Source organism: Halorubrum sp. GN11_10-6_MGM, assembly GCF_005435165.1.
Classification (GTDB): domain Archaea; phylum Halobacteriota; class Halobacteria; order Halobacteriales; family Haloferacaceae; genus Halorubrum.
Map to the genome: position 1 here is coordinate 188,601 of NZ_SGUC01000001.1, position 13,143 is coordinate 201,743.

Sequence of the window (13,143 nt, forward strand, 5' to 3'; positions counted from 1 at the left end):
GACGGGAGTCATGAGAAATGATGACAGTAGCAGAGCGGATCGAGCGGTTCCGGGCGCTCCTCGAAGAGTGGGCTCGGGGCCTGTATCACGGGATGATCACGCACCCGGCCTACGAGAAGATCGAGAAGGAGGCCGAGGACACCGAAGACGAGTTCATGCTGGCGTGTTTCCCGGACGCGTTCGGGATTCCGTCGCCGGTGTCGTACTACACCGCCGAGCTGCTCCCGTACCTCGAAGACGAGTTCGAGGCGTGGGAGCGGCGGCTGTGGGACCGCGAGACGCTGATAGAGCGGAAGGGGCAGCAGTACCACTTCTGATGACGGACCGACGCTCACTCCGCGACTGATGGAGCAGTTCGTCTTCTTCGGCGGCAAGGGCGGGGTCGGAAAGACCACCGTCTCCTGCGCGTACGCCCACCGCTGCGCGCGCGACGGGGTCCGGACGCTCGTCGTCTCGACGGACCCGGCGCACTCGGTGTCGGACGTGTTCGACCAGGGGTTCGGCGACGAGCCCGAGTCGGTCGACGGCGTCGACGGGCTCGACGCGATGGAAATAGACCCCGAAGACGAGATGCAACGGCACTTAGACGAGATCCGCGAGGCGCTCTCCGAGCAGGTGTCGGCGGCGATGGTCTCGGAGATCAACCGTCAGCTGGAGATGTCCCACGGGACGCCCGGCGCGTACGAGTCGGCGCTGTTCGACGCGTTCGTCGACGTGATGCGCACGGAGAGCGATCCGTACGACCGCGTCGTCTTCGACACCGCACCCACCGGATCGACGCTGCGGCTGCTCGGGCTGCCGGAGTTCCTCGGCGACTGGATAGACCGGCTGTTGTACAAGCGCAAGCAGTCGATCGACCTGTTCGAGAAGGCCGCCGTCGGCGACATGGAGCCGCGGCGCCTGCTGGAGGGCGACCCGGTGATCGAGCGGCTCCAGAAGCGCAAGGAGTTCTTCGAGTACGCCGGCGAGACGATGCGCTCCGACGCCGCCTTCTTCCTCGTGTTCAACCCCGACCAGCTCTCCGTCAACGAGACGGCCCGCGCTATCGAGGGGTTCACCGACCGCGACCTGCGCGTCCGGGGGCTCGTCGCGAACAAGCTCACGCCGTCGCCGGACGACGACGAGACGGGGAGGGGCGCGCGCTACCTCCGCGAGAAGGTCGAGACCGAGCGCGACCGGCTGGCGCAGGTCAGGGAGGGGTTCGACCCGCCGCTCGTCGCCGAGATCGAGTCGCGAACGACGGAGGTCCGCGGCGACGTGCTGGCCGACGTCGCCGCGTCGCTGGACGTGGAGACGTGAGGGATCGCCGCGGGAGACGCGAGGAACACGGCCCCGCAGCGCGCGGTTCGGCGGCGATGCGAATTCCCCGTCGGACCGCGCGCGACCGACGGGAGGCGCGCGCGAGGGGCATCGGCGGCCGATCGACGCGAATTTTACCGGACAGTAGAGGGAAAAAACCGGGCTCCCGCGGTGAGATCGGCCGAAACGCCGCGTCGTCCCGGGAAACGTCATGAACGAAAGTAACGTTTAAGTTGAACATAGTGAACCGATACCACGAGGCAGGGAACCTATGACAAGTGTAATTTGGATCGTCGTCGCCGTGCTCAGTACGTTCACCGTGGGATACATGGGGTACTCGCGGTACCTCTCTCGGTTCGTCGACCTCGACGACGACCGGGAGACGCCAGCGCACAAGTACGAGGACGGACAGGAGTACGTACCGGCCAAGAAGCCGGTGCTACTGGGGCATCACTTCTCGAGTATCGCGGGCGGCGCGCCGATCATCGGCCCGATCACCGCCGGGGCCATCTGGGGATGGGTCCCGGCGCTTTTGTGGGTCGCCATCGGGAACCCGCTGATGGGGGCCGTCCACGACTTCATCTCGCTCTCGGGCTCGATGCGCCACGAGGGGAAGTCGATCGGCTACATCATCGGCGAGTACGTCGGCGAGCGGGGCAAGAACATGCTGCTGTGGTTCGCGTTCCTCACCATCATCCTCGTGGTGGCGGTGTTCGCCCTGGTCGTCGGCATCGTGTTGAACGCGTTCCCGTCCGCCGCGACCGCGAGCCTCGTCTACATCGCGCTCGCGCTCGCGTTCGGCGTCTACCTCTACCAGCTCGACGGGCCGTTCCTGCCGGGGACGGTGGTGTTCGTCGCCGGCGTGTTCGCGGGCGTCTGGCTGGGCATCCAGTACCCGGTCGCGCTGTTCCCGGCGGTCGAGAGCGGCGCCTACCCCGCGGGAACCATCGTGCTGCTGGACTTCCTCGGGAACGGCGCCTGGCTCCCCGGCGCCGTGATGAGCGCCGACGCCATCCTCCAGCCGAACGTCGCCGCGTGGGTGCCGGTCATCCTCGTCTACGCGACGGTCGCAAGCGCGCTCCCGGTGTGGGTGCTGCTCCAGCCGCGCGACTACCTGTCGTCGTTCCTGCTGTACTCCGGCGTCGGCGGGGCGCTCCTGGCGATCATCGTCGGGACGCTGCTCGGCACCTCCGCGCAGCCGCTGACGATCGACCCCTCGATCGGGGCGTACATGGGCTTCTTCGGGAGCGAGCTCGCCCGCGAAACCGGAGGGATAACGCCGCTGTTCCCGCTGTTGTTCGTGACGATCGCCTGCGGGACGATCAGCGGGTTCCACTCGCTGGTGTCGTCGGGCACCACGGCGAAGCAGCTGAACAAGGAGAGCGACGCCCGCCTCATCGGCTACGGCGGGATGCTCGGTGAGGGGTTACTCGCGTCCGTCGCCATCTCGACGCTCGCGGTGGCCGGCGCGACCACGGCGGCCGCCGGCGGCGGCATCGGCGGCGCGCTGCCGAACTTCGCGACCGGCGGGGGGATCATCCTCACCAGCCTCGGGATTCCGCAGGCCTTCGGCGCGCCGTTCATGGCGCTCGTCCTGGTGAGCTTCCTGCTCACCTCGACCGACACCGCGGCGCGGCTCGGCCGGTACATGATGGAAGAGATCGTCGGGACGACCGGGAGCGGCACGACCACGGGCTTCTCGTCCGACCTCGGTAGCTTCGCGAAAGGTCGCTACACGAACCCCATCGTCGTGTCGCTGGTCGCCTACGCGCTGGTCGTCTCCGGCGAGTGGGTCACCCTGTGGGCGCTGTTCGGCGGTGCGAACCAGCTGCTCGCGGCGCTCGCGCTCCTGACCGCGACGGTCTGGCTCGCGAACTGGGACAAGTCCAAACAGCTCGTCTCGACCGGCGTCCCGATGGCGATCATGGTGACGATCACCGTGCTCGGGCTCTCGTGGGTCGCGCTGTGGGACAACCTGTACCAGAAACTCATCCTCGGGAACGTCACCGCGCTGGCCGGACAGATATCCGCGGTGGTACAGATGGGCCTGGCGTTCGTGCTCATCTACCTCGCGCTGTCGCTCGTGCGCATCGGCTACGGCAACATCACGAGCGTCCGGGGCGGGAGCGACCCCGCGGCCGAACCGAGCGACGACTGATCGGCGGTCGCGGGACCGACGACCGCGGTTTCATTTTTGAACGCGAACGGGACCGCCGAGCGGCGGTCAGCGCCAGAAGCGCTTGGCGAACCGCGAGAAGAACCCCTCGTCCGGGGGGTCGACGCGTTCCCACAGCCGGAACGCGGCGGCGGTGTCGGCGCTCTCGCTGGCGACGAGCGCCTCTCGCTCCGGCGCGACGACAACGAGGTTCACCTCGTAGTGGCCGTAGTAGCCGAACTTCAGCAGGGTGCGGTCGCGGAACCCCGCGACGAAGTCGGCGACGTCGTCGGGGATCCGGTCGGCGACGAGCACGACGGTGACGTCGGTCCCGTAGTGCTCTTCGTGGGCGTCGATGCGCTCGTCGGCGACGTCGTGGGCGAACTCGACCAGGCGCTCGATCTCCCCGACGCCGGGGGTCGTCACGCGGCGGACGAAGACGAACTCGCGCATGTCGTGGTCCGCGTAGCTCATCGCCGGGTGGAGGAACTGCTTCTGGTTGCGCACCCGCATCTCGGCGGTCATCTCGAACCGCTCGCCGCCGACGGCGGCGTCGCGGGCGAGGTCGTAGCTGTACATCAGCCGGTCGGAGACCCGGTCGAGGTACTCGTCGTCGTAGTCGGGGACCGCCTCGCGGATCTCCGCCGGCAGCTCCTCGGGGTCGCGGCGCTCCCCCTCGCCGAGGGTCGCGTCGCCGTCCCCGGCCGGGTCGGCGCCCTCACTCATCGCCGGGATCGTACGCGACCGCGTCCCCGTCGGCCGGGGGAGCGCCGATCGCGAGCACGGTCACCGGCCCCTCGGCGTCGGCCGGGTTGTACGCGCGCTGCGGGCTCTCGGGGTCCACGACGAACAGGTCGTCGGCCGGGACCTCGTAGGTGCGCTCGGGCGTCTCGACGGCGAGCGTCCCGTCGAGGACGTAGAACGCCTCCTGTTGCGTCTCGTGGTGGTGATACGCCAGCGGGAGCTGCTCGCCGGGATCTGCCCTGAAGCGGTTGATCGCCGCGGCGTCGAGACCGCCTGGGTCGGACAGCTTTCGGCACTCGCAGGGGCGGTCCGGTTCGGGGTCGACCGAGTCGACGTCGACGACGCGATATCCCATGTGAACGCATTCCACGGAGGGAGTGAAAAGGGCGTCGGGAGCGTCGGACCCGACGAGAGCTCGACCAGCGGCCCTGAGGCGCGGTTTTAAGTGCGAGAACGCCGTGTGTGAGGGTGTATGACAGACGACACCGATCACGAGGCGGCGGTCGACCCGGAGATCACGGCGGAGGCGTGCGGTCGGTGTTCGATGTCGACCGTCGTCGGGGCCGTGACCGACGACAAGTCGCCCGAGGAGCGCGCCGAGCGCGACCCGTTCGCCGGCGAGCGGATCGAGGTGGACGAGTCGTCGCTCCGGCGGGTCTCGCCCGCCGGGTTCCTCGGCGACCTCAAAGAGCGGATAAACGAGCTCGGCCGGCGGATCGCGTACGGGAAGTAAGGTCGGCGCACCGGCTCACGTCGGTTGTCGGCGCACCGACTCACGTCAGTTCGGAGAGACTTATACGCGTTCGCGCCGTATCGGGGACAACCGATGGAAGAGAGCATCTCCGGGTTCAAAGTGCGCGGCGACTGGGGCGACGTCGTCGAGCACGGCGAGCGGATCGCCTTAGCGCTCCGGGAGGTCGGCGTCGACGGCGACGCCTACTACGAGTTCGACGAGTGGCGACCCAAGTCCCACGAGCGCATCGACGAGGACGTCTCGGAGAAGACCGCGGCGCAGGCGTCCGTCGACGAGGGGGAGGGCGAGCGCGCGGGGAAGTCGCCGGGCGACGACCTCCAGACGGCCGGAGAGAAGCTCACCGAGTCCTACGAGAAGGTGGAGGAGAACGACACCGAGAGCGCCCGCGAGCGCTGGGGCGAGTCGATCGAACACGTCGCCCGCGCGGCCGACTCGGCGAGCCGGAAGGCGCTCCGGAAGGTGGAAGACGCCGTCTACCGGAACGTGATGACCCAGATGGCGCCGTACTACTTCGACAACGAGCTTGTCAGCGCAAACATTCAGGAGGTCGCCCGCGCAGAGGACGGCGAGACGTTCGTCTTCGAGGTGAACGTCAACGACGACGGGCTGAAAGGCGAGGTGTCGGCGATCCTCGGCGAGTACGAGTCGGAGATCGACCGCTGGCACGTCGAGGCCGAGAAGCGGACCGAAGACGTCGCGGCCGCCGAGGGCGTCGAGCCGCCCGCCGAGGAGGGCGGCCCGGACTCGACGACGACGTGATCGAAGCCGAGGCGGCGGCGCGTGCCGCGCGTCGAGACACATCGGTCGGCTTTAACTCGCTGACCGACGAATCGCGCCCATGAGCGAGGTACTCCGAGTGGAGGCGGGCGAGCTGCCCGTCGACGAACTCATCGACGCGCTCAACGACGGCCAGCGGATCCTCGTCGACGTCGAGGTCGCCGGCGCCAGCCACGAGGTCGCCCTCCGCTACGACGGAGAGACGTACCACTGCGACACGCCGACGAACCTCCACCGGCACGCGGACGAGTCGGGGATGCGCGGCTGTATCGACCAGATGGGATACGCCGCCGAGGAATGACGGTCGGCGCCGATCGGGCCACAGAAACCGACATTTAACCTCGCCGCGCGCGAATCGGCCCGCATGAGCGATCCCGAAATCGAGGACCTCGTCGGTGATACCTCTCCTTCCTTCGAACACGTCCTCTCCTGTGTCTTCGGCGTCCGCGACCACGAGAGCCGCGCGTACCTCGAACTGCTCGAATACCCGGGCAGCACCGTCTCGGAGCTCGCCGACGCCCTCGACCGGGACCGATCGAACGTGAACCGGTCGCTGTCGACGCTCCGCGAGAAGGGGCTCGTCGAGCGACGGCGGCGACTGCTCGACTCCGGCGGCTACGTCTATCAGTACACCGCGATCCCGGTGCCGGAGGCCAAGCGCCGCCTCCACGACGCGCTCGACGAGTGGGTCGCAGACGTCCACGACGCCATCGACGGATTCGATCCCGACGCGCGCTGAGCCGGGACGAAGACCCCTAATCGGCCGATTCCTCGGACGCCTCGCCCGCGGTCAGCCCGTCGTCCTCCGGGCGGTCGAGCGCGCGCTCGGCGTCGTGGTACTCGGAGTAGCCGTCGAACCAGCGGGCGATGCGCTCGATGCGGTCGACGACGTGCGCGGGCTCGCCGGACCGGGAGAGCTCGTGACCCTCGCGGGGGTACCTGACGAACCGCGTGTCGACGCCGTTCTTGCGCAGGAGCCGGTGGTACAGCTCCGCCGTACAGATCGGGGTCCGCGTGTCGTCCTCGGAGTGGATCAGGAGGGTGGGCGTGTCGACCGCGTCGGCGTGACCGGTCGGCGACTGCTCCCAGAGCCACTCGGGCTCCTCGGAGGGCACCGTGTCGAAGTCGCCCTCGACGAGCTTGTAGGCGGCGTCGGTCGAGCCGTAGAAGCCGGTGAGGTCGTAGACGCCGCGCTGGGCGACGGCCGCGCGGAAGTAGTCGGTCTGGCCGACCGCCCACGAGGTCATGAACCCGCCGAAGGAGCCGCCGGTGACGAAGGCGTTCGACGCGTCGATCTCCGGGCGGTCGGCGACCGTCTCGACGCCCGCCATCACGTCCGAGAGGGTGACCGCACCCCAGTCGCGCTCGATCGCCTGGGAGAACGCCTCGCCGTAACCGGTCGAGCCGCGCGGGTTGGACCAGAAGACGGCGTAGCCGCGAGCCGCGAGCGTCTGGAACTCGTGCCACATCGTCCCCGACGTCGACCACATCGCGTGGGGGCCGCCGTGGATCTCGACGGCGAGCGGGTACGACTCGTCGGCGTCCCCCACGGTCGCATCGCCGCCCTGCCCAGCGGCGTCGACTCCGGCCGGCGGCGTCAGCAGCCACCCCTGAATCTCGACGCCGTCGGACTCGAAGCGGAGCTCTTCGGGCTCGCCCACCGCGCGCTCGGCGAGGAACTCTGCGTTCAGCTCGGTCAGGCGGGTCGTCTCGTCGGCCGCCGCGTCGTACGCGAACGCGTCGCCCGGGTGGTCCCACTCGCTGGCGGCGAACGCGACGGTGACGGACCCCGGGCCCGCGTCGCTCTCGCCGCCGACGGTCGCGCCCGAGACGGTGCCGGGTCGGAGCAGGCGCTCGGGCTCGGCGCTCCCGTCGGCGGGGACGTGCCACAGCGCCGTCTTCCCCTCGTCGGGGGTCGCGAAGTAGATCGTCTCCTCGTCCGGGCCCCACTGGGGAGAGGTCTCCCGGCCGAGTCCTCGGTCGATGTCGCCGGTGAGATCGGTGACGGTTCCCGACTCGACGTCGAGGACGCGGAGGTCGGTCGGCTGCATCGACACCTGGTCCGGCTCCGCGTGGGTGAACGCGACGCGGCCGTCCGCGGTCGCGGCGAGGTCGGCCCCCCACCCGGTCGTGGTGTGGACGCGCTCCGCCTCGCCGGTCGCGAGGTCGTGTGCGCGGATCGCGATCTCGACGGAGTCGTCCGGGTCGTCGCCGACCGCCTCGGTGTAGTACAGCGTGTCGCCGTCGCCCCACGACGGGGCGGCGAAGTCGGCGTCACGGTCGGTGACGCGGGTGATCGCCCCGGACTCGGCCGGGTCGGGATCGGTGACGCCCCCGACCGTCGCGTCCGCGTCGACGACGTAGACGCCGGGGCGCCGGCCGTCGAAGTACCGCTCGGCGGCCCGGTAGACGGTCCGGTCGATGACGCGCGGGTCCGGGTGCTCGTCAGGCTCGTACTCGTCCGGCACCGCGAGGTCGCGGTCGGCCTCGCGGTCGTCCGCCGTCACCGACTGGACGAACGCGATCCGCTCGCCGTCCGGCGACCACGCGATCTGCGAGACGCCGCCGACGACGTCGGTGACGCGGCGGGCCTCGCCGCCGTCGAGCGGGAGGACCCACAGCTGCTGGCGGTCGTCGGCCGCGCCGCGGGTGGAGGTGAAGGCGATTCGGTCGCCGGAGGGGCTCCAGCGCGGCTCCGCGTCGGACCCCTCGGAGAGGGTGAGCCGGCGCGGATCGTCGTCGCCGTCGGCGTCGACGACGTACACCGTCGTCTCGTACTCCTCGTCGTCGGTCGGCTGTCGGCGCACGAAGGCGACGCGGTCGCCGTCCGGCGAGATCCGGGGGTCGGACGGCACGGCGATGTCGTGGTAGTCGGCCGCGGTGATCGGCTCCATGCGCGTCAGTCGGTCGGGGGAGGCAAAAGGCGTCGGGAGCCGGAAAGGCGTCGGGTCGACTCAGTCGCCGCCGTTGTCGAACGCGAGCGCGACGCCGTCGGGGTCGACGGTCGCGCCGGCGGCGCAGACCGGGTGTTCGAGGTCGGCGCCGAGCAGCTCGGTCGCGACTCCCGAGGCGTCGGTCGCGGTCAGGTCGTAGGGCTCGGGCGAGTCCGTCTCGTAGGTCGCGACGACGGTCGGCTCGTCGACGGCCTCGACAAGCAGCGCGTCGCGGCGGACGGTGCCCATCGTCGCCGCGTCGGCGCCGACCACGCCGGCGACGCGGGGCGTGTCGTAGTCGTCCTTCTCGTAGTCGAGCGCGAGCAGCGCCGACGCGAGCGCGTCGCGAGCGGGGTATCCCAGTTCGAGCTTCTCCGCGATCGGGTCGACGTGCGAGCCGTTTCCGAGGACCGCCAGCGGCTCGCCGGTCGGCGTCTCGACCGCTCGGGTACAGTTGTACGAGACGTACGGATTGTCGGTCTCGGGCGCGTCCGCGGTCGGACCGACGGTGAGCGTCCCCCCGCGGTCGCGGACCCGGCGGTTCGGGAACGAGCGCGAGGAGACGCGGTATCCGCCGATCCCGGGCGCAACGACGACGAATCGTCCGACGTACATACATCTTCGTGCGGATTCTCTCGATTAAAACGCGTCGATATACACACGAACGCGATCCGGCAGGTACGGTTCGCCGGCGCGAGGCGACATCGTCAACTGATCGCACGGCGGGCGCAACGCGCAACGCTTACAAACACGTACGGGTTATCGATGAGTGCGCAGTCCATTGGGGGAGTGGCCAATCCTGTTGCCTTCTGGGGGCAACGACCCTGGTTCGAATCCAGGATGGACTACTTCTCTCGCGTCTCGCTTCGACTGGACCCGAGTGGCGCCCACGTCATGCGGTTTCCAGTCGAAACGAAGGGGTGGCGATCGGCGGTGTGCGACCGTCCGATCACTTCTCGACGTCCAGCAGCGCGGCGCGCTCGCGGACGACGTCGGCGAGGCTCCCGGTCGTCGCGGCGAGTTCGCGGTCGGTGACGCCGTAGAACTCGCGGACGCGGTCGGGATCGAACGCGGTCGGGAGCGCGTCGCCGTCCGGTTCGTCGCCGGGATCGGCGGCGAGCGTCCGAACCGACTCGACGGCCGCGTCGAGGTCGGCCGACGGGCGATCCGCACCGGGCACGTCGCCGAACTCCGCGACGAGGACGACCGCGGCGCCGTCCCCCTCCGAGACGCCGAGTTCGAGCGCGCGGTCGATCTGTCGGCGGCCGGCCGCGTACAGCAGGATCTCGACGCCGGGGTCGCGCGCGACCGCCTCGCCGCGTGCGACGGACCGCGCCGCGAGACGCACCGCTTCCCGGAGCTGGGTCGCGGAGACGACGAGGTCGGCGTCGAACGCCTGAACCACCGCGCCGGTCGCCGCGGCGACGTCGTCGAGGTCGGCGAGGAACGCGTCGAGGTCGTCGATCGCGAACGTCCCGGCGACGAGGCGAACCGACGGGACCGGCGCCGGCGCCTCGTCCGCGGCGATCGACGACCGCGGTCGGCCCGGACCGGGCGACGCTCCGGTCATCCGAAATCACCCAGACTGGCCTGCCCGTCGCCGTCCCCGTCGGCGTCCGCGCCCGCGGTCGCCGCCGCCGAGGCCGAGCGGTCGGGGTCGACGCCGTCGAGCGAGGGGTCCTCACGCCCCGCGTTCTCCATGATGCGCTCGGCGGTGCGCTCGCGGCCGCGGAGCGCGCCGAGCACGACCGCCTTGTCCGCCTCGCGGAGGTCGGCCCGGCTCTCGATGCCCGCCTCGTACAGCCGGCGGGCGCGCTTGCGACCGACGTTGCGGACGCCCGCGAGGTCGAGCAGTTCCTCGCGGACGCCGTACTCCAGCCGCTTGCGAGCCTCGCGCACCTGCACGACGGCGTCGCCGTCGATCCCCTCCACGTCGCGCGCGAGCGTCTCGGCCGCCCGGAGGAGCCACTCGGCGGTGTCGACCTTCCCGCGGATGTCGCCGGGGCCGACGCCGTACCGCTCCGCGATCCGGTCCTCGTCCACCTCGTTCGCCCAGTCCTCCAGCAGGCGGGCCGTCTTCAGCGCGGCGAGCCAGTCCTCGAAGCGCACGTCCTCGTACTCGGAGGGGACGTCGCCGAGGAACTCTCCCTCGCGCTCGTAGCAGACCTCGGTGTACGCCTCGCGGTCGCCGGACTTGAGGTACAGCTCGTAGGTGTCCGGCGTCCGGCTGACGAGGTGATAGAGGCCGAGCGGGGTGACTTCGGGGGCGTCGTCGTCCGACTCGGCCGCCTCGGGCTCCGTTTCGTCTCCCCCGTCGTCCGCCCGGGTGTACGTCGTGAACCCGGTGTCGTCCGCGTCGGCGTCGGGGTCCGGAGCGGCGCCGTCGGCCGGGACGAACTCGCCGGCCGCGTCGGCGGAGCCGGCGGCGTCCGCCCCGCCGCCGGCGACCGTGCGAAGCCCGTCGAGGATCTCGGCCGCACTCATCGGGTCGAGGTAGAGCCGGGAGACGGTGTGGCCGATCCCGGTCGCGGAGAGGCTCTCCGTCCCGCCGTCGCGGTCGCGGTCGACGAAGCCGTTGACTTCGAGGTAGTTGAGGACGGTGTCGGTGACCGCGGTGAGGCGCCCCTCGTCGTTCGTCTGGGTCGCGTAGAGGGTGTTATCGAGGAACGACAGGAGCCCGTCGCGGGTGGCCGCGAAGCCGGACGCGACCGTGGCGAGGACGTGGGTGCGGAGCGCGGGCTCGGCCGCGAGCTTCGAGCGGACCGGCTCGGCGTCGGCCCAGACGTACCGCTCGAACAGTTCCTCCTGCGTGTCGGCGTCGTTGGCCAGCAGCACCGCCTCGCCGTAGGGGTCGAGTCCGGGGCGGCCCGCGCGGCCGCACATCTGGTGGACTTCGAGGACGTCGAGGGGTTTCATCCCGCCGAACTCGCCGTCGTAGCGGCGCCAGTCGCGGACGATCACCCGGCGGGCGGGGGTGTTGACGCCGGCCGCGAGCGTCGGCGTCGCGGAGACGCACTTGATCAGGCGGTCGCGGAACGCGTCCTCGATCAGGCTCCGGTGCTCGCTCGCGAGCCCGGCGTGGTGGAACGCCGACCCCCGCTCGACCGCGTCGGCGAGGTCCGCGGAGGTGTCGGTGTCAGAGACGCCGCGGATCTCCTCGGCCAGCTCGCGGAGGCGGTCGCGTTCGTCGCCGGTGAGCCGGGAACTCGTCACCTCGCCGAGCTTGCGCGCGGACGACTCCGCGTTGCGCCGGGAGTTGACGAAGACGAGCGAGGAGCCGCCCTGTCCGTCCTCCTCGGTGTCTAACGCGTCGGCGACGAGCCGCGCGGTCTGGTCCTCGCCGCGCTCGACGGACACCTCGCGCTGGCTCCCGTCGTCGAAGTTGATCGCGTTGCCGAAGTGGACGCCCGTCCGGAGTTCGATGGGGCGCCAGTCGGACTCGACCAGCTCGGCGTCGAGCCAGTCGGCGATGACGTCGGCGTTGCCGACGGTCGCGGAGAGCGCGACGGTCTGGAGGCCGGGGTTCACCTTGCGGAGCTTCGCGAGGGTGACTTCGAGGGTGGGGCCGCGGTGCGAGTCGTCGACGAGGTGGACCTCGTCGCTCACGACGCAGGTCAGGTCGTCGATCCACGGGGCGCCGTTGCGGATCAGCGAGTCGACCTTCTCCGAGGTGGCGACGATGATGTCGCGGCTCGCGAGCCACTCGCCGTCGGAGTCGTAGTTGCCCGTCGAGACGCCGACCGTCACGTCGAACTCCTCCCAGCGCTCGAACTCGGCCTTCTTCTCGCTGGCGAGCGCGCGCAGCGGGACGATGTACAGGGCCTTCCCGCCGCGCTCGATCGAGGAGAGCATCGCCAGCTCCGCGATCAGCGTCTTGCCGGACGCGGTCGGGACGGCCGCGACGAGGCTCTCGCCGTCGGCGACGCCCGCGTCGACCGCCGCCTCCTGCGGCGGGTACAGCTCCGCGACGCCCTCCGCTTCGAGCGCCTCGCCGACGCCCGCGGGGAGCCCGGAGAGCGAACTCGGTTCCATTACCGGAGTCTGGTCCCCGACGCGATTTAAACCGTCGGAAGGCGTCGATCGGCGTTTTTAAACGGGCTACATCACCCAGATATCCGCAGTCGGCGCGCGCCTCCGAGGCCGCACCGCGGCCGAGGAGCGTCGCGCGAGGGAGTCGGTCGCCGGAGCGAAGCGACGGCGACCGACGAGGCTGGGGAGGCGCGAGGCTGTGCGGTGCGGGGCGGGACTCGAAGGGGCAGTCGCCGGCGCGTAGCGCCGGCTGCCAGAGAATCTTCGATTCTCGCTGTCGCGAGGGCGGCAGAGGCGACGCAAGCACCGCAGGGAGCGAGTGGAACGAGCGACCGAGGCGCACAGCGAGCGTCTGCCGCCCTCGCGACTGGGGCTTCGGCGGTCGTGTCCGCAGCGGTATCTGCGTCGTAACGAGCGACTGGGGCTTCGGCGGTCGTGTCCGTCTATCGAGT

At 70.4% G+C, this 13,143-nt stretch carries 13 protein-coding genes; 7 read left to right on the plus strand and 6 right to left on the minus strand.

Annotated features, from left to right (window positions below; translation table 11 throughout):
* The first annotated feature begins 20 nt into the window (after window positions 1–20).
* The 3 genes from EXE46_RS00915 to EXE46_RS00925 all read left to right on the plus strand — a co-directional run bounded on the left by EXE46_RS00915 (window position 21) and on the right by EXE46_RS00925 (window position 3,457).
* Entirely contained in the window at window positions 21–317 is a 297-nt protein-coding gene (locus EXE46_RS00915) for a hypothetical protein (protein WP_137686623.1), read from the plus strand.
* A 28-nt stretch (window positions 318–345) separates the two neighbouring features.
* Window positions 346–1,299, plus strand: coding sequence for a TRC40/GET3/ArsA family transport-energizing ATPase (locus tag EXE46_RS00920; RefSeq protein ID WP_137686624.1), 954 nt, complete (start codon window positions 346–348; stop codon window positions 1,297–1,299).
* 271 nt (window positions 1,300–1,570) lie between these two features.
* The gene (locus EXE46_RS00925; RefSeq protein ID WP_137686625.1) at window positions 1,571–3,457 is read left to right on the plus strand and encodes a carbon starvation protein A; all 1,887 of its coding nucleotides are present in this window, start codon (window positions 1,571–1,573) and stop codon (window positions 3,455–3,457) included.
* A gap of 66 nt (window positions 3,458–3,523) precedes the next feature.
* Here EXE46_RS00925 and EXE46_RS00930 read toward each other — a convergent pair whose 3' ends face one another.
* Both EXE46_RS00930 and EXE46_RS00935 read right to left on the minus strand, forming a co-directional pair.
* The gene (locus tag EXE46_RS00930; RefSeq protein WP_137686626.1) at window positions 3,524–4,180 is read right to left on the minus strand and encodes a hypothetical protein; all 657 of its coding nucleotides are present in this window, start codon (window positions 4,178–4,180) and stop codon (window positions 3,524–3,526) included.
* On the minus strand, window positions 4,173–4,553 hold the full coding sequence (locus EXE46_RS00935) for a cupin domain-containing protein (protein ID WP_137686627.1): 381 nt from the start codon (window positions 4,551–4,553) through the stop codon (window positions 4,173–4,175). The genes EXE46_RS00930 and EXE46_RS00935 overlap by 8 nt, the downstream gene beginning before the upstream one ends.
* Window positions 4,554–4,670: 117 nt before the next feature.
* On the opposite strand from EXE46_RS00935, the gene EXE46_RS00940 reads away from it, so the two are divergent.
* From EXE46_RS00940 to EXE46_RS00955, 4 genes are all read left to right on the plus strand, one after another.
* Complete coding sequence (locus tag EXE46_RS00940; protein WP_137686628.1) at window positions 4,671–4,931, plus strand: hypothetical protein; 261 nt, start codon at window positions 4,671–4,673, stop codon at window positions 4,929–4,931.
* Between the two features lie 93 nt (window positions 4,932–5,024).
* Window positions 5,025–5,711: a DUF5828 family protein gene (locus tag EXE46_RS00945; protein ID WP_137686629.1), complete on the plus strand. Its 687-nt coding sequence runs from the start codon at window positions 5,025–5,027 to the stop codon at window positions 5,709–5,711.
* A 79-nt stretch (window positions 5,712–5,790) separates the two neighbouring features.
* Window positions 5,791–6,030: a hypothetical protein gene (locus EXE46_RS00950; protein ID WP_137686630.1), complete on the plus strand. Its 240-nt coding sequence runs from the start codon at window positions 5,791–5,793 to the stop codon at window positions 6,028–6,030.
* 63 nt (window positions 6,031–6,093) lie between these two features.
* The gene (locus EXE46_RS00955) at window positions 6,094–6,468 is read left to right on the plus strand and encodes a helix-turn-helix domain-containing protein (RefSeq protein ID WP_137686631.1); all 375 of its coding nucleotides are present in this window, start codon (window positions 6,094–6,096) and stop codon (window positions 6,466–6,468) included.
* 16 nt (window positions 6,469–6,484) lie between these two features.
* On the opposite strand, the gene EXE46_RS00960 is transcribed toward EXE46_RS00955, so the two are convergent.
* From EXE46_RS00960 to EXE46_RS00980, 4 genes are all read right to left on the minus strand, one after another.
* A complete protein-coding gene (locus EXE46_RS00960) occupies window positions 6,485–8,623 on the minus strand; it encodes a S9 family peptidase (protein WP_137686632.1) in 2,139 nt (712 codons plus the stop codon).
* Between the two features lie 60 nt (window positions 8,624–8,683).
* A complete protein-coding gene (locus EXE46_RS00965) occupies window positions 8,684–9,277 on the minus strand; it encodes an IMP cyclohydrolase (protein ID WP_137686633.1) in 594 nt (197 codons plus the stop codon).
* A gap of 334 nt (window positions 9,278–9,611) precedes the next feature.
* A complete protein-coding gene (gene cgi121 / locus EXE46_RS00975) occupies window positions 9,612–10,232 on the minus strand; it encodes a KEOPS complex subunit Cgi121 (RefSeq protein ID WP_137686634.1) in 621 nt (206 codons plus the stop codon).
* Window positions 10,229–12,694: an ATP-dependent DNA helicase gene (locus tag EXE46_RS00980; RefSeq protein WP_137686635.1), complete on the minus strand. Its 2,466-nt coding sequence runs from the start codon at window positions 12,692–12,694 to the stop codon at window positions 10,229–10,231. The genes cgi121 and EXE46_RS00980 overlap by 4 nt, the downstream gene beginning before the upstream one ends.
* Between the last annotated feature and the right edge of the window lie 449 nt (window positions 12,695–13,143).